This window comes from Promicromonospora aerolata (genome assembly GCF_042682255.1).
In the GTDB taxonomy this organism is placed as follows: domain Bacteria; phylum Actinomycetota; class Actinomycetes; order Actinomycetales; family Cellulomonadaceae; genus Promicromonospora; species Promicromonospora aerolata.
Genome location: NZ_JBHUHF010000001.1, coordinates 3,127,925 through 3,151,322 on the forward strand (window position 1 = coordinate 3,127,925; position 23,398 = coordinate 3,151,322).

Below are 23,398 nucleotides of genomic sequence, written 5' to 3' on the forward strand. Positions count from 1 at the left end.
CACCTCCCCGTGTGCGGTCCGAGCGGGTGCGCTCGGAGCTACCGTTGACTGCTCAGTCCTTCAGCCCTCTGCGCTCACACAGCCGGACGCCGCGCTCGACGGCTTGCTGGAGCGCACCACGACGACCTCGACGCAGGTCTCGCCCTTGAGCGGCACCGTCACCGACGTGCCCTCCGGGACCTCCTTGTACACCGGTTCGCCCGTCAGCTCCAGCACCCGGTAGGCGTAGGTGTCACCCTCCTCCAGGGAGTTGGGCGGCGTCCAGGTGAACACCGCGTCCTTGCCCTGGACGGTGCCCTTCACCTCGCTCACGGGCGGTACGTAGCCACCGGCCGGTGCCGGCGGCACGACGGCGGAGGTCGAGGCCGTCTGCTTCTCCTCGGGCTCGCCGCCACCGTTGCCGGTGAGCGCCCAGGCGGACACCCCGACCACCACGACGACGACCACGCCGACGACCATCGCCCAGATCCCCCGGCGCGGCGGTTCCTCGGCCTCGGCGTCCTGCGGGGGCGCCGGCGCCTCCGGCGCGAGCTGGCCGACGGCGCCAGAGCTCGCCCGCGTGCCCTGCGTCGCCGGGTCCGCGGAGCTGCGGTAGACGGTGTCGTCCGACGGTGCGGGCGTCGACGCCGGTGCGGCCGGGGTGTAGGTGCCGGTCGCGGCGGCCTGCAGGGCGCCGCCCGGACCGCCGGGACGGTGGCCGGTCGCACCCGGCCCGAACGCGCTCGGGCCCGCGGCGCCCGCCGGGTCGATGGTGACCACCTGGCGCAGCCGGGTGCCGTCGGCCTCCGCCTCGTCCTCCTGCATCGCGCCCGACTCGTCGAGCAGGTCGATGGGGGTGACGTCGCGGGACAGCTCGACCTGGACCTTCTGCAGCTCGCGCGCGAAGGCCAGCACCGTGGGGTACCGCGAGGACGACAGCTTGGACATCGCGATGCGCAGCACGCGCTCCAGCGACGGTGTGACGTCGCTGCGGCTCACCGGCGGCAGCTCGTCCTGCTCGATCCGGCGCACGAGGTCCGCCGACGTGTTCGACCCGCCCGGGGTCTCGAACGGGGTACGTCCGGCCAGCAGCGTGTAGCAGGTGGCGGCCAGCGCCCACACGTCCGTCGCGATACCCGACATCGGCGGGTCGCCGAACGACTCCGGGGGCGACCACGGGATCGACATGCCCTCGGCCGCCGAGGCCTCGTCGACCGTCGACGAGATGCCGAAGTCCGTCAGCGCGGGGTGCCCGAACTGCGTCACCAGGATGTTCGACGGCTTCAGGTCGCGGTGCAGGATGCCCAGCCGGTGCGCCGTCTCGACGGCGCCCGCGATCTGGATGGTGATGCGCAGGGCCTCGGCCACCGAGAACCGCTCCGACCGGTACCGCGCACCCAGGTTCGGCCGGGAGCAGTACTCCATGGCCAGGTACGGCCGGCCGTCGTTCGCCACGCCCGCCTCGTACATCGTGACGATCGACGGGTGGTTGCCCAGTGTCGCCATCAGGTCCGCCTCGGCGTCGAACGCCGCCCGCTGCGTCTCGCTCGACCACTCCTTGAGCAGAACCTTCACGGCGACCTGCCGACGGGGCCGCTGCTGCTCGTACAGGAACACGTCCGAGAAACCACCCGAGCCGATGAGCTTGCGATACTCGAAGCCCTCGATCTCGGGTGGCGGGGACGGCTTCCTCTTGCTGCTCACGCTGCTCCTTCGTCGGTGGTCGTGCCCGTGCCGGTGGTCGAGCCCGTCTCCTGCGTCATCGAGGCGGCCGAGGCCGTCACCAGATGTCCTCGAACGTGAGGGTCACGCCGTCACCCAGGTCGACGACGTCGCCGTCGGAGACGAGCTCCTTCTCGTTCGGGTGCAGCCGCCGCGGGGGCTGGCCCGGCCGCAGCAGCGTCGTTCCGTTCGTGGTGGCCAGGTCCGTCACGAGCACGTGCCAGTCCTCGAGCGAGATCTCGGTGTGGGACCGCGAGATGTCCTGCTGCGGGCTGGAGACCGTGACGAGGCGCGGCATCTGGTCGGCCGACGTGTTGTTCGTGCGGGGCCGGCGGCCCACGATGACCGGCCGGTCCAGCTCGACGACCTGGCCGCCACGCACCCCTGACGCGCCGCCGGTCGCGGCGCCGGAGCTCACGACCATGCGGCCCAGCGACGGGCGGGCGGCCAGCTCTGCCTCGGCCGACAGCGCGCTGCCGCACTCCCGGCAGTTCTCGCGGGCCGTCGGGTTGGGGTGACCGTTCTCGCACGTCACAGCAAGGATCTTCGGTGCGTTCGGGTTGGCCGGGACGGAGAACTTCGGGGCCGACGGCCCCGACGCGGCGGCCTTGAGGTCGGCGATCGCTGACGACATCACGGTGTGACCGTCGTGGTCGTCGTCGGCCGCCTCCGCCTCGGCTCCCGCCTCCGCACCGACGGCCGCCGCACGGTGCGCGGCGGCAGGCGTGGCGCCGGACCAGCCGGGCACGCCGGAGATCGGCACGCCGGAGATCATGCCGTCCGGTCCGGCGTCCGCCGGGTCGGGCAGCGCAGGTGCTGGGGCCGGCGGTGCGGGGGCCGGCGGAGGCGGCGGGGCCGAAGGAACAGCCGCTGACGCAGCGGGCTGCTCGTCCTCCTCCTCCGCGCTCTCCGGCCGCACGGCAGCGGCCTCGACACCGTGGGCGACCGTGGCGCCCCACAGGTGCATGTAGTCGTCCTCGTCCGGTCCGTCGTCCGGCGCCTCGGTCGCGGGCGAGGGTGCCTCGCCACCGTTGTCCTCGTCGGGCGCGAAGGTCTCCTCGGAGGCCGGGACCATGGTGACGGTGCCCATCGGCGCGACGGTCTCGGAGCCGGGCTCGACGGACGCGTCGGCGGCCGACCCGCCCGTCCCCACCGGTTCGTCGGAGGTCGCCCCCTGGGTGTCGACGGAGTCCGCCGGTGGCACGGCGGGCGCGGCCGGCGGCCCCGGGACAGAGCTCTCCGGAGCCGGGGTCGCGACCGGCTGGACCGGCGCGGAATCGACCAGCGGGGCGGAATCGACCAGCGGTGAGGACCCGACCAGCGGCGCCGGCGCCGCGGGCGCGAGGTCCGGCTCGGCCGACCGCTCCACGGGCTCCACCACCTGGTGGCGCACCACGCCGGCGAGGACCACACCCGACTCGACGGGCAGGCCGTCCGCGAAGCTGCCGAAGCCCGACACCCCCGTGGCCACCTCGACCGCGGTGACGCCCTCGACCACGCGCTCGGTCCACGAGATCACGCCGGCGCCCGACACCGTCTGGGACTCGTCACCGGTCTCGATGGTGACGGTCAGGCCGTCGCCGCGCGCCACCACGTGCGCGCTCGCGGGCTCACCGGCGCCCGCGCCCGTGAGCACCACCACCGCGAACGGCGGCACGCCCTTGAGGCCACCCACCGCCGACGTCGTCAGCGTGCCGAGGACCTCCGCGACGCCCGCGCCGGGCGTCGCCAGGTCGGCCCAGAGCCCGGCGGCCGGGTCTGCCTCGTCCGCCCCGGTCCCTTCGCCGGGCAGGACGACGACCGCGTCGCCGCGCACGATGACGCGCGCCTTTCCCGTCGTGTACCGGATCCCGGTGCGCTGTCCAGCGTCCGAGGTGCCCATGGTCGCCTCCTAAGTCGTTGCTCTGCTCGTGTCCCGCCCCTGCCCGCAGCCCTGCGTCAGATCCTGTCGTCCGCTCTCGCGCCCCACCTCGGGATCAGTCCCGCGGCACGGTGTCCTCGTCCGCGAACCCACCCCGCGGCGCGGTGCTGGTCCCCGCCGTCTCGTGCGCCACACCCGTCGCGTCCACCACGATGACCGTGATGTTGTCCCGGCCGCCCGCACCGATCGCCGCCTCGACCAGCCGTCCGGCGGCCACCTGCGGATCAGGGTGGCCCAGCAGGATCTCGGTGATGCGTGCGTCGTCGAGCTCGCCGGTCAGCCCGTCCGAGCAGACCAGGATCCGGTCGTGCGCGCCGATCGGGATGTAGCGGAAGTCCGCTCGTGCCTCGTCCCGCCCGCCCAGCGCACGCGTGATCACGTGCCGGCGCGGATGGTCCCGCGCTTCCTCCGCGGTCAGGGTACCGGCGTCGACCATCTCCTGGACCTCGGAGTGGTCCACGCTCACCTGGTCGAGCACCCCGCTGGAGAGCAGGTAGGTACGGGAGTCGCCCACGTTGACGAACAGCCAGTAGGGCGCGTCGTCGAGGTACGCCACCACGGCACCGGTCAGCGTCGTGCCCGCACCGCGGCCCAGGCCGGAGGTGTCGATGGCCCGGACCCGCTCCTGTGCCGTCCCGAGCAGCACCTCCACGTGGTGCGGCTCCACCCGCTCGATGTCCGACAGCGGGCGCAAGGCGTCGAGCGCCGTCGCGCTCGCCACCTCACCGGCCGCGTGCCCGCCCATGCCGTCGGCCACGAAGAAGGCACCGCCACCGGCGAAGTAGCCGTCCTCGTTGAGCTGCCTGCGGAGCCCGCGGTCGGAAGCAGCGCCCCACGCGAGCGTCAGCGCCTCCTCGCTCATGCGGACGCCTGCGGGTGCACGACGACGCGCCGGTCGCCCACGTGGATCGTGGAGCCGACCGGCACGCGGACCCGGGCACCGGGCTCGGCCACGCGCGGTGGCAGGCCCGGGGCCGACACCACCGTGCCGTTCGTCGAACCGCGGTCCGTCAGCCACAGGCCGGCGGTGTCCACGCCCAGCTCGGCATGTGTCTTGGACACCGAGCGGGTCGGGTCCTCGACCTTGATCAGGATCCAGCCCGACGCGTCGGGGGCCTGCGGGTTGCGCCCCACGAGCGCCTTGGTGTCGACGACGTGGCGTTCGCCGCTCTCGATCTCCAGCACCACGGTCGTCACCGGCGCCGGTGTGAGCGGGCGGCTCATGTGGGTGCGCGTCATGTCGATCGGCGCCGAGTCGCGCTGCTCCTGCTCGGGCGGCTGCACCGGCTGCGGCTGCTGCACGGGAGCGGCCGGTGCCACCGGGGGTGTCTGCTGGACGGGCGGCTGGACCGGCTGCTGGACCGGCGGCGTCTGCTCGACCGGCTGCTGCACGGGCCCGCCCGGATGGGGCGTGCCCCCGGAGCCCGGATGGGGCCTGCGCACCGTCACGGGCTCGTCCTGCGCGGGCAGCGCCGTCGTCGGGGCAGCGGGCGTCTGCCCGGGAATACCGGTGATCACGCCGCCTCCGCCGCCGGTCGGGGCCGCGTCGGGGAAGGCCCACGGATCGCTCGCCGGGGCCGCCGCGGCGGGCTCGGGCTGCTGCGCCGCGGCCTGCTGGGCGGGTGCCTGCGCGCCGTTGCCCGCGCCGGTCCACACCTGAGAGGTACCGGCGGGTGCCTTCGCGGCGGCCCCCGGCGCCGACTTCGTGGCCGGGGCGACCGGGGCAGCGCCGGCCGGCGGAGCCACGACGTCGGACGCCATGAGCACCACCGCACGGCCGAGCTTGTCGTGCCAGCCCTGCCGCTTGCCCTGACCGTCGAACGCCGGGGACACCAGCACCAGGATCTGGCCGACCAGGCACACGATGGAGCCGAGGCCCACGATGAGCCACCGCAGGAACGCGCGGCCGAACCCGATCGGGTCGTGCGCCACCGCGTCGACCGTACGGATCTTGCACACGAGGTTGCCGACCGTCTTGCCGGTCTTGCCCTCCCAGGCGGAGACGCCGAGCCAGTAGCCCAGCACGAGCACGCCGCTGATGAGCTGCGGCACCGTCATCGCCGCGGCGATGGCCTCGGGTGACATGAGCAGTGCGCCAGTGCCGCCGGCACTGGCGAGCCCGATCATGAGGATCACCCAGGCCACGACCCCGACCACCGCGGCGTCCAGGAGCGCGGCGAGGAACCGCCGCCCCGTTCCCGCGTACGCGACCGGTGCCGGCTGCACCGCCGAGACACCCACCCGCGTGTGCGACAGCGACTCCGGCACCGTGGTCCCGACATCACCCGTCTGGGCCCGTGGGAACGGGCGTCCGCACACACCGCAGTACGGGACGCTCCCGTCCTGTGTCGACCCGCATCCAGCGCAGACCACGTCCGTCATCGACTCTCCTTCGTCCGACGGGACCCGAGTCCCCCGAGTGCCGCGAGGATGCCACGGCGACCACCGATTCGTGCCCAGACGGAGCGGAGCGACAACGCCGCCCGCACTCTCCGTCGGGTGCTCACGGTGGAGCGTAGCCCGCCGACGAGCTCGTCCACCTCAGTCCAGAACGCCTCGACGTCCGCCGGCGTGGGCTGGTCCCGTCCGAAGACCGTCGCGTCCGCGCGGTGCGCGAGCATGAGCGTCGACGGGACCTGGTGCACCCCGGCGATGACGCCGGCGCTCTCGCGCCGCGTCGCCCCGCGGGGCACGACCGTCCCGAGGTCGGTCACGACGTCGACGACCTCGTGCCAGCCGCCGCTGACCCGGTCGGCCAGCTGCTCCGCGCTACGCCGCAGCGCCCGGCGCCGGGCCTTGTAGGCCAGGATCGCCACGATCGGGCCGACGATCAGCAGGAGCGGGATGCCGACGGCGAGCAGGATCACGCCGAGCAGGCCCCAGTCGAACAGGTCGTTCTCGGCCTCGTCCTTCTCGTCGTCCTCGACGCTGCCGGCCTTCGCCTTGTCCGGTTCCTCCGGCGGCTCCGGGTCCTGCAGCACCGGTGGCTTCGGCACCGTCTCGCTCTTGGGCTCCGGCTGGATCTGCGGCTTCTCCTCCGGGACGGCGTCGACCGGCACCCAGCCGTAGCCCTCGAACGGCACCTCGATCCAGGCGTGCACGTCGCTGCCGAGCACCGTCCAGGGCTCGCCCTCCTCGTATGCGCTGTCCTTGTCCGGGTAGAAGCCCATGACGACCCGGGCCGGGATGCCCGACTGACGCGCCATGAGGGCGAGGGCGACGGCGAACTGCTCGTCGTCGCCGACCATCTTCTCCTCCTCGACGAGCGTGTCGATGCGCTCGGCCGAGTGCCCCGGGCGGGACGGCACCTCGCCGTCCAGCCCGCTGGACAGCACTCCCGACGCCTGCAGGGCGTCCCGGATCAGGAACAGCTTGGTGGCCGCGTCGGTCTCCTCGCCCGTGAACTGGGTCGACTTGGCGGGCAGGCCCGGCGGCATCGCGCTCGACTCGGTCTCCGGCAGGTCGGCGTCGAGGATCGTGCCCTTCTTGAGGGTCTCCTCGTCCGGATCGTCCGGGATCAGGGTGCTCAGCCGGTACGTGTCGCCCTGCTTGATGCCCGCCGTGGTGATGGCGGTGTTCGTGGTCGAGTTGTAGTACGTGCCGTCCGTCTGCGCCTCGGCGTTCGGACCCGTCCACTCCACGCCGGTGAGGTCACCGATCTCCGGGACCCAGACGCCGCTGTATCCCGTCACGGTGACGTCGATCGGCGTCGGGGTGCCCTCCTGCGACGTCGCGATCTGCTCGCCGACGCGCGTGTAGAACCCGGTGTCGCCGCCGTCGCCGGACGCGTCGTAGACCACGCCGTCGTACCGGTCGAGCGTGGCGAGCCGGATGCGGCCGTCCTCGGGCAGGTGGCTGACGGTGAACAGCTCGTCCTCGCGGGCGTCCTTCGCGTAGTGCCGGAAGGCGACGAGCGGGCTGGTGAACTGGTGGAGGTTCAGCGGCGGCACGATCGTCTCGCGCAGCACGGTGCGCGGCTGGTCGGGCATCAGGATCGGCGCGGTGAAGCCTGCGGCCAGCGCCGCGACGCCCAGGATCGTGGCGCCGGTGCGGATGCGGTACCAGCGCAGGCGGCGCGTGGCCTCACGGCTGGACTCGGTACTGATGGAGTGCGTGCCCACGCGCGCTTCCATGACGCGCACGGCGCCCCAGAGGAGGGCCACGATGGCGACCACGAGACCCTGCGCCACGGGCAGCGCCTCGTCGAGCGTGCCCAGGAGGATCACGCCGACCAGGCCGGCGACGACCGGGAGCACCGCCCACACCGCGTGCTTCGCGCGCCACGAGATGGTGCCGGCGACCAGCGCGACGAGCAGCATCAGCAGGTACGGGACCACCGCCAGGTCCGGGAAGGACCGCATGGGCGGCACGGTGGTGACGAACTGCTTCCAGCCCTCGACGGAGCCGAGCAGCAGCTCGCGAAGCGTGTCCAGGGTCGGCACCACCGCGGCGACGGTCGTGTGCGGCAGGGCGAGCGCGCCACCGAAGAGCAGGTAGCCCAGCACCGCGAGCGCGGTCACGGTCACGGCGGGGAACCGGCGCCAGGCGCCGACCCAGGCCACCAGCAGCCCGACGACGGCGCCGCCGACCGCCGGGAGCACGTACCCGAGCGAGCCCCAGACGGGCCCGAAGCCGACCGCGACGGCGGCGAGCATCACGCTCAGGGCCGCGACGTCGACCAGGGCGAACCAGGTCAGCGCCCGTGGCCGCTCGGCCTCCTTGCGGCGCGTGGTACCGCGGCCCGTGCCCGTGCCGTAGCCGGTGCGGGTGCCCCGGGTGCGGGACGAGGGCCGGCCCTGGTCCGGCCCGCCCGCCCCGACCGAGATGTTCCCGCGGGTGTTCTCGTCGCTCATCCGTCGCTCATCTTCTTCAGGGCAAGGGGCAGGTCCGCGAGGCGGCCCAGGGTCAGCACGCCCAGCTCGGCGATGGCGTGCCGGCCGAGGGACGCGCCCGGCACGCACTGGATGGCCATGACCTGCACCCCGGCGGGGACACGGGCCGACGCCGAGCGCAGCTCGGTGGGCGTCACCCTGCTGCCGACGACGAAGGCGATGACCGAGAAGTCGGCGGCGGCCATCGCGGCCGAACGGGCCAGGTCCACGAGCTTCGACTTGCGCGACTCGAGCTCGATCCGCGACAGGTCGTCCATGAGGCGCGTGCGGTGGTCACCGCGCAGCGCGGCCTCGTTGACGAGCACCGTGACGCCGCGGTCCTCCTTGATCGCCTGCAGGCCCAGGGAGCCGCACACGCTCACCGCGAGCTCGAACTCCTCGTCGTTCGCGTAGTCCTCGGCGCGCGTGGACAGCAGCACCGCGAGGTGCGAGCGCCGGGTCTCCTCGAACTGGCGCACCATGAGCTGGCCCGTGCGCGCCGTGGTCTTCCAGTGGATGTGCCGCCGGTCGTCGCCGGGCACGTAGTCGCGCAGGGCGTGGAAGTTCACGTCCGAGCTCGTGATGTCGTTCGTGACCCGGCCCTCGAGGTCCTTGAGAAAGCCGGTCGAGGAGCCCGTGAGGTTCTTGACGCGCGGGTGCACGAAGACCTCCTGCTCGTTGGTCCAGGTCATCTCGCGCCGGAGCAGGCCCAGCGGGTCGGCGCGGACGGACTTGACCGGCCCCACGGTGATCACGCTGCGGCGCCGGGTCGGGATCGTGAAGATCTCCTCGTGCGACCCGCCGCCGGGCAGGCGGGGCACCGGGAAGGCGGCGGTGCCGCTACCGACGGGCAGCTCCATCACCGAGGGGAGCAGGGCGCGGCTCGACGCGTTGCGCACGTCGAGGCGGCCGACGGCGCGGTCGCCGACCGTCACGCGCGCCTGGGCCAGGTCGAGCACCACGTCGTACTTGAACCGGCCCAGCACGAACACGATGGCGCACACGAGCGTCACGGTGAGCACGATCGCGGCGACGAGCACCTCGAGCCAGCCGAGCATCAGCCCGGCCACCCAGGCGGCGGCCGCCACCAGGGTGACCGCTATGCCGAACGTGCTGAAGGTGCGCCGGACCGGAGCGAGCACGCGGCCGACCGCCGCTGCCCGAGCTCGGGCGGCGGCGGTGAGCGTCACCCAGCCACGCCGGCCGCGCAGCACCTGTGCGCGGCCAGCCGCCACGGCACCGCCGAGGCCGCGTGGCTTCTCCTGCCGTTTTCCGTACGCGGTGCCCGGCACTCCGCCGGACGAGATGCCCGTCGCCGTCATGCCGAGGCCCGCTCCTGCGGAGCCGCGACGTCGGCCATGATCCGGGCCAGGATGACGTCGGGGCGGGAGCCGGCGAACTCGGCCTCGGGGTCCAGCACGAAGCGGTGGCCCCAGACGGGCTGGGCCAGCTCCTTGATGTCGTCGGGCAGCACGTAGTTGCGGCCGTGCGCGGCCGCCCACACCTTCGCGCAGCGGACCAGGGCCAGCGCACCACGGACCGAGACGCCGACCCGCACCTCGGCGGCGTTGCGGGTCTCCTCGCTGAGCCGGCTGACGTACTCCAGCACGGCGGTGTCGGTGTGCACGGTCATGGCCAGGTCGGCCATCTCCGTGACGGCCTTGGTGGTGATGATCGGCTGGAGCGCGAGGCTGCGGTCCTTCACCGAGGCGCCCGAGAGGATCTCCACCGTGGAGGCGTGGTCCGGGTAGCCCACCGACGTCTTCATGAGGAAGCGGTCGAGCTGCGCCTCGGGCAGGCGGTAGGTACCGGCCTGCTCGATCGGGTTCTGGGTGGCGAGCACCATGAACGGGCGGCCGGTCTCGTGCGCGATGCCGTCGACGGTGACCCGCCCTTCCTCCATGACCTCCAGGAGGGCGGACTGGGTCTTCGGCGAGGCGCGGTTGATCTCGTCCGCCAGCACGATCGAGTTGAAGATCGGGCCGGGGTGGAAGTCGAACTTGCCCGAGTTCTGGTCGTAGATCGTCACGCCGGTGACGTCGGACGGCAGCAGGTCCGGCGTGAACTGGATGCGGTTGTGCGTGCCCTGGACCGACGCCGCGATCGAGCGCGCGAGCATCGTCTTACCGGTGCCGGGAGCGTCCTCCAGCAGCAGGTGGCCCTCGGCGAGCATGCAGGTCAGAGCGAGGCGGATCACCGGTGCCTTGCCCAGGACCGCCTGGCCGACGTTGCCGACGAGCCGGTCGAAGGTCTGGGCGAACCAGGCCGCCTGCTCGGGGGTCATCGTGGTCATCTCGTGTTTCCCTACTGCTCGTTACTGCTCGTCCGTCGGGTGAAGTCGTGTGTCGATGATGGCGGGAACGGCCGCTGGTGGCGCGGCCGGGCACGCGGTCGTTCTACCAGGTCCTCGTCGCGTACCGCTTTCCGTCGATATAGACGAATACCTGGGTTCCCCCGTAGCCGTAGAAGCAGCGGAGCTGGACCGAGCCGTCACCGGAGAAGGTCCGGGTGCCCTCCTTCGCCCCGCCCCACGTCCTCCGCGACGGCTCGAGGATGTTGTGGTCACCCGAGGTCGCCTGGTTGGTGCCCGACCAGCACTCGATCTGGTGGCTGCCGCTCGGGAAGTCCCTGTAGTTGAGCTTGAAGTAGGCACAGGCGCTGCTGCTGCAGTCGGGGTCGTTGACCGAGCTGCCCCGGGTCACCCACGCCTGCGGGTCCGGCGGTGCGTCCGTCGTGCCCTTCGCACTGGACCAGTCGCTCCAGCCTGCGGCATTGTGCGCCCGGGCCTGCAACGTGAAGCTGCGGTCGTAGCCGCCACCCACGTTGACATTGAACGGCCACGACGTCCGCGTACCGGAGCACGAGTTACCGCACGGCCCCGATACCTTGAACTCGATCTTGTCCACTCTGCGGCCGCCGCTGCTGCCCGGCCCGCGCACGGTGAAGTACCCGTTCTGGGCGTCGGACTTGTGGTAAGTGATCCCCGGGCTGCCCGGCACGGTGTACGGGGTCACCGCGTTCGACGAGGTGGACGGGTCAGAGCAGACGTAGGAATTGCAAGCCCGTACCTGGAACGTGTACGAGGTCCCGTTGTTCAGGCCCGTGTAGGTGTACGACGTCGCATTCGCCGCGTTCTTCCACGTCATGCCGCTGGCCCGCACCTCGTACCGCGGGCCGGTGCCCCGGAACTCGCCGATGGCGCTCCACTGCACGATGGCCTGGCCGCTCGTGTTGGATCCCAGCCTGGCCGTCGGCTGACCCGGGGTGTCCGGCGTGCCGTAGGGCACCACCTCGTTCGAGAACGGGCTCGCGGGCCCGTCACCGGCCTTGTTCGTGGCCCGCACGCGGAACGTGTACGAGGAACCGGTCGAGAGGTCCTGCACCGTCTGCTGCGTCTGGGTCGTGTCGATGGTCCGGTCGAGCTGTCCGTCCTTGTAGACGCCCAGCGAGTACTTGTCGATCGCGTCGCCGTTGTTCGCCGGCGCGTTCCACCTCACCGTGATCTGTCCCCCGACGGCGGTGTTCACCCGGGTGGCGGTCGGCGCGTCCGGTGCCGCGGGCGGTGCCGCGGGCGTCTCGGGCGCCGACGGGTCGCTCCAGTCCGAGGGGTCCGGGGCGTCGTTCTTCGCCTGTACCCGCACGGTGTAGGCCGTGCCGTTGTCCAGCCCGGTCCACATCGTCTGCCCGCCCGGCTTGCAGTTCTGCTGGGTCACGCCGTTGGCCGGGGGCGGGCTGATCTCCAGGTTGACGCACTCGATGGCCGACCGGTCGGTATAGGTCCGGTTCTTCCACGTCACGGTGAGCTCGCTGTCGCCGAACTTCAGCGACGGCGGCTCGGGCTTGTCGGGCTTCTCGTCCGGTCGCGCCTCACGCGACGCGGGCGACGGCTCCGACTCGCCCACGTCGTTGGTGGCCGTCACCGTGAAGGTGTACTTCACGTTGTTCGTCAGCCCGCTGAACGTGCACGTGGTCGTGGAGCACGCCTTCTCCTGGCCGGTGTTCGTCCTGAGGGTGTACCCCGTGATGTCCGAGCCGTTGTTGTTGGGCTGGTCCCAGGTCAGGACCACCGTCTCGGAACGCACCTCCTCGACGCGCGGGGCGCGGGGCGCCTCCGGCTTGCCGAGCACGGTGAGCTTCGCGATGCCGTCCACCTCGCGGTCCGGGTCCTGTGTGGCGTCCTGCACGCGGTAGCGCACGAGCATCGCGCCGGTGAAGTCCTCGTCGGGGGTCACCACGAGCTGGTCACCGCTGTACGACGCGGTGCCCCGGCCGGTGTCGATCGTCGGGGAGCCCGAGAGCGTGAGCTCGTCCTCGGGGAACGGGTTGGTGTCGTTGTCGAGCACCGACATGGTCGTCGCCTCGCCCTGGTGCGCGTCGCGCACGACGTCCTCGGTGGTCTGCACCAGCGGCCGGGTGGACGCCACCACCTCGACGCTCAGCGTGGCCTCGACCGGCGGGTTCTGGCCGTCGGACACCGTCATGGGCAGCTCCCGGAACGTGCCCTTCGTCACCGACGGCTCCACCTGGCCGGTCACGGTGGCGCCCGAGAGCGATGTCGTGATGCCCTCGCCGCCCGTGACGTCGAACGTCAGCGGGTCCTTGTCCGGGTCCTTGACGTACCGCGACAGGTCGACCGTGGCCTCCTCGCCGGCCGCGACCTGCAGCACGGGCGTGCCGCTGACCTTGGGCGGCAGGTTCTTGGCGGGGGTCACGTCGATCGGCAGGGTCAGCACGGAGGTGAGACCCTCGTCGTCGTCCGGCCCGCTGCCGTCCGTGACCTCGAAGCTGACGGAGGCCGCACCCGCGTAGTCCTCGGTCGAGGTGTACACCACGGTGTCGTGGTCAGTGACGGAGACCGTGCCCTCGACCGCCTTGACCGTGTTCTCCTCGGTGATCCGCGGCTTGCGGTCCTCCCGCACCACCACGTACTCGGCGAGGTCGATGGTGAGCGGTTCGCCGCTCGTGGCCTTGAGCGGACCCTGTCCCGGCTTCACGTGCGGCCGCGACTGGTCGCCCGGCACGCGCACGAACGCCTTGGCCTCCAGACCGTCCATGTCGGTCACGGTGTAGGTGATCACCCGCGCGCTCTCGGTGAGCTGCACCTCGAGCTGGTTCTCCTCCGTGACCCGCACACCATCCAGGGACTCGTCCACGGCCACCTCGAGATCGGCCGCCACGCCGTCGGGATCCACGTCGTTGGCGAGCACCGTGACCGACACGCTGGAGGAGCCCTCCACGTCGTCGGCCGTCACCACGTCGTCGTGCGCGATGGGGCGCAGCAGCGGCGCGTCCTGGTCGACGTTCACGGTGACGGCGCCGCTGGCGCGCGCCTTGAAGGTGTCCTGGATGCCGTAGTAGAAGGAGTAGGCCCCCTCGTCACCCGGGGCCTCGACGACCACGTCGTCGTCCACGGCCCGGGGGTCCACGTCGTCCGAACCCTCGAAGCCCTCGGCCACCAGACCGATCTGGTCACCGTCGGGGTCGGAGTCGTTCTCGAGCGCCGCGACCGCCACCGTACGGCCCGGTCGGACCGTCGTCTCGTCGTCGATCGCCTGCGGCTCCTGGTTGCTCGCGGGCGGTGTGGCGACACCCACGCGGACCGTGCCCTCAGCCGGCGCGCCCCGGGTGTCCATCACCTGGTAGGTGAACGTGTCCAGGCCGCTGGCGTCCTCCGCCGCCTGGTAGTCGATGAAGCCGTCCACGATCGTGGCGGTGCCCTGGCTCGGCGCACCCGAGATCGAGCTCAGCGTCACGTAATCGCCGTCCGGGTCGATACCGTCCAGCGGGAGCGGGATGCGGACGATGCCGCCGCTGAGCACCCGGGCCTCGATGTCGGGCAGCTGCGGGGCGCTGTTCTGCGGGTCGTCCACGACGTGGATGGTGAGCTGAGCGGAGTCCTTCTGCCCGTTCCCGTCCTCCACCTCGTAGACCGCGTGATACGTCCCGGCCTCCTGGGCGGCACGGAACCGCACGGTGTCCTCGGAGACGAACGCCTCGCCCGCCTCCGCGGGGGGCGACTCCTGCAGCTCGTCGGTGACCGTCATCTCCAGACCGTCCGGGTGGGTGTCGTTCTTCAGCACCGGAATGGTCACGACGTCGCCCACGTGGACGGTGGCCTCGTCCGGCCCCGCCTCCGGGGGACGGAGCTGAGCGGGCGCCGGGATGGGTACCACCCGCACCTGGCCCGTGGCGGTGCCCGAGCCGTTCGCCACCTTGTAGTCCAGGACCACCGGCTCGTCCAGGCGCTTGATCTCGGAGATCTTCAGGATCTGGTGGTTGAGCACGGAGACGCTCACCGGGGCGTCCGACGGCACGTCCGCACCCTGCACCACGAGCACGCCGCCGGTGGGGTCGGTGTCGTTCGCGAGGACGTCCACCAGCGCCGTGCCGCCGGTCGGGAGCAGCACCTGGTCCGAGACCGCCACCGGGGAGCGCGCCTCGTCGGACGGGTCGGTGACGTCCACCCGCACCAGGCCCATCATCGGGTGGGTACCGTCGGTGATCTGGTAGGTGACGTCGTACGAGCCCACCTTGTCGCTCAGGAACTTGAACGTCCCGGCGGTCTGGTTCTGCTCGATGGTCGCGGAGGGCGCTTCCGCGACGCTCGTCAGCCGGATCTTGTCGCCGTTCGGGTCGAAGTCGTTCTGCAGCGGGTCCACCGTGACCGACTCGCCGGCGAGCACGGTGACGTGGTCCTGCACCGGCACCGGCTCCACGTTGCTCGCCACGACGTCGACGATCAGCGTGCCCTCGACGGGCAGGCCCATCGCGTCCGACACCGTGACGTCCACGATCTTGTGGCCCGTCGCGGTGCCGCCGTCCCGGAACTCGATGGTGCCGTCCGGGCGGAACCGCACCTCGTCGCGCTTGTCGGCGGTGCTGGCGTTCGACAGGAACAGGTCGTCGCCGTCCGGATCCTTGAAGTACGGCAGGACCTTGATGTCCCCCAGGCCGTCCTGTCCGACCCGCAGCACCGGCTTGCCCGTCTGCTCGGGCGGGTTGTTCTCCTCGGGCGGGACCACCTTGACGTCCACCGACGCGATGGCCGTGCCGTTCTCGCGGCCGTCGTCCACCTCGTAGTCGAAGCTGGTGCTGCCGGTCGCGTCCGCCGGCACGTCCGCCTGCAGCGCCGCACCGGTGAGCACGCGGTCGACGCCGATGTCGCCCTTCGTCTCACCCTTGACGGACACCGTCATCACGTCGCCGTCCCGGTCGAAGTCGTTGCCCAGCACGTTGAGCACCGTGGTGCGCCCAGGCCGGACGCCGAACGTGTCGTCCTTGGGCTCGGGCGGGCGGTTCGTCTTGTCGCGGTCGGCCACGAACTGGTCGACGTGCTCCGGGGTGGTGTCCTCGGACTCGGTCTTCTCGCCCTCGGCATCCTCGGGCATCGTCAGGTCCCAGTCGTCGACCTTCTCGAACTCGTCGGCGGCCATCCACAGGGAGCCGTCCGCGACGTCGTTCAGCACGATGACATCCCGGTTCACCCGGTAGACGAGGGCCGCGGCCGCATCGACACCCTCCAGCACCTGGTCGACGTCGTTGTCCGGCCCGGCGCAGTCCCGCACGACCTGCCCGGAGCCGGACCACGCGCCGTAGGTGCACCCTCCGAGCTGCACGGGCGCGGACGGGTTGCCGGACGCCGTGCGGGTGGTCGACTCGCCGCCGTCCAGCGGCTGGGAGACCAGGCCCTTGGGCGTGGCGAGCACCACGACGTCCGAGTCGTCGGAGGGCTGCTGGAGCTTGCCCCCGGCGCCCTCGTCCACCTCGACCGTGTCGCCACCGGGGAGTACCAGCGTCCCGGTCGACTGGTCGAGCACGACGGGCTCGTCGCCCACGGCGGAAGCCTGCACCTCGGCGTCGGTCTTGACCGGCAGCTCGGACTCCTCCGGCTCCTCCGCGACGCCCTGGGCGCCGGTGGGGATCGTGTAGAGCTTGCGGTCGGCCGGGACGGCCAGAAAGACGGTGCCGTCGTTGCTCACCGTGATCGCGCCGCCGGGGCCGGCCTTGAGGACCGGCTTCATCTCCTTCTCGTCGAACGACACGGCGCCGTCGAACGGGATGACCCAGGTACGGCCGGTCTCACCGTCGTACACGGCGGTCGTGGCACCACCCGCGGCGACCTTCGCACCCGTGGGGAACTTCATGGTGCCGTCCAGCGCCAGCAGCGCCGGGTCGACCGGGCTGGCGGACGAGTCGCCCACACTGTCCAGCAGCACCCGCTGCGCGTCCTGCTCCACGTCGAAGCTCGTCGAGTTGGCGAGCAGCGTGCCGTCAAGGGCCTTGGCCTCGTAGTTGAAGCGCCCGAGCTTGCCCGACGCCGTCTGCGTCACCCAGACGCCGGAGTCGTTCAGGTCGACGTCCGCCGTCGCCTCACCCTCGTAGAGAAGGGCGAAGCCCAGGAGCCCTGCGCCGAAGAGGGTCACCGCACCGACCGATGCCGCCGACCGGCGATTCTCGTACACGCGCGAGGCAAAGCTCATGCGTCCTCCTCTTCATTACTCCAGCGAAGTCTGTTCACCCGGACCGCACACACGGGCGCAACGGGAGCACCTTACCGGGAGGAGGGGTGAATCGTCCTGGACTTTCGGTGGGCAGGACTACCCATGGCACCCGCCCGGATTGTACGAGTCTGCCTGGTCGTCGTCATCGAAACGGTCGCACATAGGCGCCGATCCGGCACCGGAGGTCACGGGTTCACGTTCGCGCGGTTCCAGTTGATCCGGTTCGAGTTCGCGAGGTTGCTCTCCCGCGTCTCCAGCCAGGTGTCCTCGTTCTGGTACTGGTGCATGCAGTCGGTACGGCCCGACCAGTTGCCGTTCGCGTCGGTCCGGGTGGGCACGCCGGCGACCTCGCCCCACCACTCCCCCATCTCCCACCGGGGGAAGTACACCTGGCCGCCCGAGTCGTGCTCCGTGGACAAGCAGCGGTAGTGGAAGACCGTGTTGGGCTCCCAGCCGCTGACCCGAAGGTTGAGCCACTTGCACCAGGTATTGGGACTCTGGTGGCAGCCCTCGGCCGCACCGCCGCCGAACACGCCCCCCACGCTGATCGACACCGACGCGTTCGCCGGGTTGGGCAAGGTCGTGGCGCTCCCGGAGCCCGTGGTGCCCCAGCCGGCCCGGTTGTGCGCCTGGGCCTCGACCGTGTAGGCCGTGTTGTACGAACCGCCGGCGTTCACGCTGCCGCCGCCCGAGGCCATCGTCTTCCAGGCCCCGCCGTTGACGCGGTAGCGCAGCTGGTCGATGGGGCTGCCCCCGGTGCCGCCCGGGCGCACGGTGAACCGGATGGTGCGGGAGTCGGTGCGCTCGCTGGAGACGCTCGGCGCACCAGGGGTCGTGTACGGGGTCACCGCATTGGAGCTCTCGGTCCATCTCGAGCACGCGTACTGGTTGCACGCCCGCGCCTGGAACGTGTACGGCGTGCCGTTGCTCAGGCCGGTGAACGTGTACGACGTGGCCGCACCGGCGTTCTCGTAACCCGTGCTGTTGGCCCGCACCTCGTAGCGATGCCCCGGGCCCCGGAAGTCCCCGGACCCGATACCGCTCCAGCGCACGTCCGCCCGTCCGCTCGTCGGGCTGCCGTTGGACGCCGTGGGCGTGCCCGGCACGGTCGGTGTGCCGTACGGGACCACTGCGGCCGAGCGGTCGCTGACGGGTGATCTGCCCGCCTTGTTCTCCGCGGTGACCGCGAAGGTGTACGACGCCTCGGTCGACAGGTCCTGGATCGTCTGCGATGTGCCGGTCACGGCCAGCGTGCGGTCCTTGGTGCCGTCCTGGTACACGTCCAGGTGGTACGTCTCGACCGGGTCACCGTTGTTCGCAGGAGCGTCCCAGGCGACGACGATCTGCCCGCCCAGTGCGGTGCTCTTGCGCGTGGCGGTCGGAGCGGCCGGCTTGGCGGGCGGTGCGGCCGGGATCTCCGGCGCCGAGGCGTCGCTCCAGTCGGACGGGTCCGGGGCGGCATTCACGGCCTGCACCCGCACCGTGTACGCGGTGCCGTTCGACAGCCCGTCCCAGACCGTCGAGGTGCCGGTGACGCAGGACTTCTGCAGCACGCCGTCGGCCGGTGCCGGACTGATCTCCAGGTTGACGCACTCGATCGGCGACCGGTCGTCGTACGTCCGGTTCCGCCAGGTGACGGTCAGCGACGAGTCGCCGAACGTCAGCGACGGGGGCTCCGGCTTGTCGGGCCTCTCGTCCGGCCGCGCGTCCTCCGACGGCGCGGACGGTTCGGACTCCCCCACCGCGTTGGCGGCGGTCACCGTGAAGTTGTAGATCACGTCGTTCTTCAGACCGCCGACGGTGCAGGTCGTGGACGGGCACTCGGTGGAGTCGCCCTTGCCGGACCGTGCGGTGTACCCGGTGATCTCCGCGCCGTTGTCCGCCGGCGGGTCCCACGCGAGCACCACCGTCCCGGACCGGACCTCCTCGACCCGCGGCGCACGCGGCGCCTCCGGCCTGCCCAGCACCGTCAGCCGGATGGTGCCCTCGACCTCCCGGCCGGGGTCGGCGGTCGCGTCCGCCACGCGGTACCGCACCACCAGGGCGCCGACGAAGCTGTCCGACGGCGTGACAGTCACCCCGCCATCCGACGGCACCGCTTCGCCCCGGCCCGTCTCGACGACGGCGCCCACCACCGTCAGGGGCTCCTCGGGGAACGGGTTGGCGTCGTTGGCCAGCACGTCGACCTGGACCGGCTCACCCTGGTGGGCGTCGGTCACCTCGTCGGGGTTGGCGCGGGCCAGTGGACGGGTGGAGGCCACGACGGTGACCGCCAGCTCGCCGGCGACCGGCGGATGCCCGCCGTCGGACACGGTGAACGGGACGATCGCGCGAGTGCCCCTCGGTACCGACGGCTGTGCCTGCGCCAGGACCGTGGAGCCCTCGGTACCGAACGTGACGCCCTCGGCGGTGCCCGTGACCTCGACGGTCAGCGGGTCGCCCTCCGGGTCGACCGCCACGCGCGACAGGTCGAGCGCTGCCTCCTCGCCCGCCGCCACCTCGAGCAGGGCGGTGCCCTTGATCTCCGGCGGCTGGTTGCGGCTCGCCCGGACGTCGATCGGGAGGGTGAGCACGGCCGTACGGCCCTCCGGGTCGTCGGGACCGTCGCCGTCGGTGACCTCGAACGTGACCGAGGCAGGTCCCACGTAGTCCTCGTCCGAGGTGAAGGTCAGCGCGGTGGGGCCCGTGACCTCACGCGTGCCCTCCACGGCCGTGACCTTCTCCTCGACGGTGAACCGCGGCTCGTGGCCGTCGGCGACCACGACGTGGTCGGTGATGTCGATCTCGAGCGTCTCGCCGGCGAACGTCTCCAGCGCCTCGACCGGCTGCCGCAGGTGCGGCAGCGAACCGTCGCGCGGCACCCGCAGGAACGCCTTCGCGGTCAGGCCGTCCAGGTCGGTCACCGTGTAGGTGAGCACCCGCGGTTCCTCGGTGAGGGCCACGGTCACCTCGCCGTCCGCACCCGGTGTGACGCCGGGGGGCAGCTCGCCGCGCTCGTCGACCACCGCGACCTCCAGGTCGGCCCCGACCCCGTCCGGGTCGGCGTCGTTGCGCAGCAGGTCGACGGTCACCGTGTCGGAGGTGACGTCGGCGGGCGGAACCACGTCGTCGCGGGCGATCGGGCGCAGCAGCGGCGCGTCCTCGGCGACCTCGACCGTGATCGAACCGGTGGCCCGCGCCGCGTACGTGTCCTCGACGCCGTAGTAGAAGGTGGAGGTGCCCTCGTCGTCGGGGGTGGTGACCACGACCAGGTCGTCGACGACCCGCGGGTCCAGATCGTCGGCCCCCTCGAACGACCTCGGCACCAGACCCACCTGGTCACCGTCCGGGTCCGAGTCGTTGGCCAGCGCGTCCACTGCGACCTCCCGGCCCGGGCGCACGAGCGACTCGTCGCCGCCCGCGGTGGGGGGCTGGTTGATGCCCGGCGGCCGTGCCACACCGACGGCGACGGTGCCCTCGGCGGTGGCACCGCGGGTGTCCGTCACCGTGTACCGGAACTCGTCGGCGCCCGCCGCGTCCTGCGCCGCCTCGTACTCGAGGAAGCCGTCGACCATGCGCGCGGTGCCCTGCGTCGGCGGCGCCGACAGCCCGTCGAGCGTCACGTGGTCGCCGTCCGGGTCGCTGCCACCCAGCGGCAGGGCGATGCGGGTGACCGCACCGGCGAGCACTCGTGCCGTGACGTCGGGCGGCTGGGGTGCCGCGTTCTCCAGGGTGTCCGTCACGTTGATGGTGACCTGCGCGGAGTCCTTCTGGCCGTTGCTGTCCCGCACCTCGTAGACGAGGTGCACGGTGCCGGCGGCCGATCCCGCCCTGAACCGCACCGTGTCCTCCGAGACGAATGCCTCGCCGAGCTCCGGCTCCTCGACCAGGTCGGGCGAGAGCGCGAGCTCCAGCCCGTCCGGGTGGGAGTCGTTCTTGAGCACGGGCACCGTGACGATGTCACCGGTGTGCACCGTCGCCTCGTCCGCCGTCGCCTCCGGCGGGCGCGGCGTGGTGGGCGCCGCGATCGGCACCACCCGCACCTGGCCGACAGCGGTCTGCGTACCGTTCGACGCCGTGTACCGCAGGGTCACGGGCCGGTCGAGCCGCTCCGTCTCGGCCACGCGCAGCACGTGGTGGTCCAGCACGACGGCGGTCACGCCAGGATCGGCGTCGACCGACGAGGCGACGAGCACGCCACCGGCGGGGTCGGTGTCGTTCGCCAGCACGTCGACGAGCGCGGACCCGCCCGCGGGGAGCAGCACGGTGTCGGACACCACGACCGGCGGACCGGCCGCGTCGGGCGGCGGGTGCACGTCGACCCGCACCAGCCCCATCGTGGACTCCGGGCCGTCGCTGACCTGGTAGGTGATGTCGTAGCTGCCCGGCTCCTTGCTGACGAACCGGAAGCTGCCCGCCGGGTAGTTCTCCGTGATGGTGGCCGGCGCCTGCTCCGAGACGCTGACCAGGCGGAGGCGGTCACCGTTCGGGTCGGTGTCGTTGCGCAACGGCCGCACCGTGACCGGGTCGCCCGCCAGGACCGACACGTGGTCGGCCACCGCGACGGGCGGCTCCTGCGTCGCGACGACGTCGACGAGCAGCTTGCCCTCACCCACCTGGTCCAGCCCGTCCGACACCGTGAGGTCGACGATCTTGCGGCCGGTGGCCGTGCCACCGTCCCGGAACTCCACGGTCCCGTCCGGGCGGAACCGCACCTCGTCCATCGGGTCGGCGGTGGTCGCGCTCGACAGGACGAGATCGTCCCCGTCGGGGTCGCGCCAGAACGGCAGCACCTTGATCGTCGCGTCGCCGCCCTGCGCCACCCGCAGCACCGGCTCACCCTTCGGCGCGGGCGCCGCGTTCTCGCTGAGCGGCACCACGCGCACCTGGACCTTTGCCTCCGCGGTGCCGCCCCGCCCGTCGTCGACCGTGTAGGCGAAGGTCGTGCTGCCCGACGCCGTCTCGGGCACGTCGGCCTGGAGCGCCGCGCCGTCGAGCACGCGGTCCACCGACACCTCGGACGGCCCTCCGGCAGCCACGGCAGGGTCGCCACCGTCGGCAGACGGCGCGACCGACGCCGTCAGCACGTCGCCGTCCGGATCCAGGTCGTTGCCCAGCACGTCGAGCACCGTGGTGCGGCCGGGCCGCACCCCCAGGTCGTCGTCCTCGGCCTTCGGGGGGCGGTTCGGCTTGTCCCGCTGAGCGATGAAGCGGTCCACCATCTCCGGCGTGGTGCTCTCCGACTCCGTCTTCTCCCCCTCCGCGTCCTCGGGCATCGTCAGGTCCCAGTCATCGACCTTCTCGAAGTCCTCCGCGGCCATCCACAGGGTGCCCGCAGCGACGTCGTTCAGCACGATCACCGAGCGGTTCACCCGGTAGACGAGCTCACCCTCGGCGCCCTCCAGGCGCTCGTCGATGTCGCGGTCGGTACCGGTGCAGTCCCGGAGCACCTGGCCCGTGCCCGACCAGGCCCCGTACGTACAGCCCGCGAGCTGGACCGGCGCCGCCGGCGTGCCCTGCCCCACGCGGGTGGTGGCGTCCCCGCCGCCGAGGGGCTGTGTGACCAGGCCCGTCGGTGTGGCCACGACCACGGCCGGTGACTCTGCTGACGGCTGTTGCAGCCGCGCCTCCGCCCCGTCCGCCAGGTCCACGACGTCGCCGCCGGGCAGCACCAGGGTCGAGGCAGTCCGGTCCAGCACGACCGGGCGGGCGCCCACGGCGGTGACCTCGACCTCGGCACGCTCTCCGACGCGCAGGTCCGACTCCGACACCTCGCCGGCTGCACCCCTGCTCCCCGTCGCCACGGTGACGAGCCGGCCCTGCGCCGGATCCGCCGCGAACACCGTGCCGTCCGTCCCGACGGCGATGCGAGCGCCCGGGGCGAGCTCCACCGTCGGCTCCAGGTCGGCCTCGCTGAACTGGGCGGCGCCGTCGAACGGGAGCACCCACAGGCGGCCGTCCTCCGGGTCCAGGACGGCAGTTGTCGGACCACCGGAGGCGACGACCGCTCCGGCGGGCATCGTCATGGTGCCCTGCAGGGCCAGGTGCGCCGGGTCGACCGGGCTCGCGGTGGCGGTGCCCGGGTCCGTCATGAGGACGCGGTACTCGGCCTGCTGCACGTCGAACGTCGAAGAGCCGGAGAGCAGGGTCCCGTCCAGCGCCTGCGCCTCACTGTTGAACCTGCCGAGCAGGCCGGCCGAGGTCTTGGTGACCCAGACGCCGGAGTCGTCGAGGTCGACCTCCGCGGTGGCCTCACCGTCGTGGAGCAGCATGAGCAGCACCAGCGCCCCGGCGAAGAGAGCCACGACACCGCTCGAGACGATCGAGCGCGGCGACATCCTCGGTCCAGACACACGTTCCCCAAACTCTCCAGCGACGGCGGTGGCCGCAGCCTAGCGGCGGCCTCCGACGCCCGTGGCGCGGCC

9 protein-coding genes are annotated in these 23,398 nt (G+C 72.2%); all 9 read right to left on the reverse strand.

The features are described 5' to 3' along the window. Nucleotides 1-60: 60 nt before the first annotated feature. A complete protein-coding gene (locus ACFSL2_RS14080; protein ID WP_377198457.1) occupies nucleotides 61-1,683 on the reverse strand; it encodes a serine/threonine protein kinase in 1,623 nt (540 codons plus the stop codon). A 76-nt stretch (nucleotides 1,684-1,759) separates the two neighbouring features. Beyond that, on the reverse strand, nucleotides 1,760-3,583 hold the full coding sequence (locus ACFSL2_RS14085) for an FHA domain-containing protein (RefSeq protein WP_377198458.1): 1,824 nt from the start codon (nucleotides 3,581-3,583) through the stop codon (nucleotides 1,760-1,762). A gap of 94 nt (nucleotides 3,584-3,677) precedes the next feature. Continuing rightward, on the reverse strand, nucleotides 3,678-4,484 hold the full coding sequence (locus tag ACFSL2_RS14090) for a PP2C family protein-serine/threonine phosphatase (RefSeq protein WP_377198459.1): 807 nt from the start codon (nucleotides 4,482-4,484) through the stop codon (nucleotides 3,678-3,680). Continuing rightward, on the reverse strand, nucleotides 4,481-6,004 hold the full coding sequence (locus tag ACFSL2_RS14095; RefSeq protein ID WP_377198460.1) for an RDD family protein: 1,524 nt from the start codon (nucleotides 6,002-6,004) through the stop codon (nucleotides 4,481-4,483). The genes ACFSL2_RS14090 and ACFSL2_RS14095 overlap by 4 nt, the downstream gene beginning before the upstream one ends. Beyond that, nucleotides 6,001-8,475, reverse strand: a complete 2,475-nt coding sequence (locus tag ACFSL2_RS14100) for a transglutaminase TgpA family protein (RefSeq protein WP_377198461.1) — start codon at nucleotides 8,473-8,475, stop codon at nucleotides 6,001-6,003. Before ACFSL2_RS14100 ends, ACFSL2_RS14095 begins: the two co-directional genes overlap by 4 nt. Then, nucleotides 8,472-9,815 (reverse strand): DUF58 domain-containing protein, encoded by a 1,344-nt coding sequence (locus ACFSL2_RS14105; protein ID WP_377198462.1) that lies wholly within the window; start codon nucleotides 9,813-9,815, stop codon nucleotides 8,472-8,474. The genes ACFSL2_RS14100 and ACFSL2_RS14105 overlap by 4 nt, the downstream gene beginning before the upstream one ends. Then, nucleotides 9,812-10,786, reverse strand: a complete 975-nt coding sequence (locus ACFSL2_RS14110; protein ID WP_377198463.1) for an AAA family ATPase — start codon at nucleotides 10,784-10,786, stop codon at nucleotides 9,812-9,814. Before ACFSL2_RS14110 ends, ACFSL2_RS14105 begins: the two co-directional genes overlap by 4 nt. A gap of 103 nt (nucleotides 10,787-10,889) precedes the next feature. Continuing rightward, nucleotides 10,890-16,973, reverse strand: coding sequence for an Ig-like domain-containing protein (locus ACFSL2_RS14115; RefSeq protein ID WP_377198464.1), 6,084 nt, complete (start codon nucleotides 16,971-16,973; stop codon nucleotides 10,890-10,892). A gap of 206 nt (nucleotides 16,974-17,179) precedes the next feature. Next, nucleotides 17,180-23,311: an Ig-like domain-containing protein gene (locus ACFSL2_RS14120; protein WP_377198465.1), complete on the reverse strand. Its 6,132-nt coding sequence runs from the start codon at nucleotides 23,309-23,311 to the stop codon at nucleotides 17,180-17,182. Nucleotides 23,312-23,398: the final 87 nt, after the last annotated feature.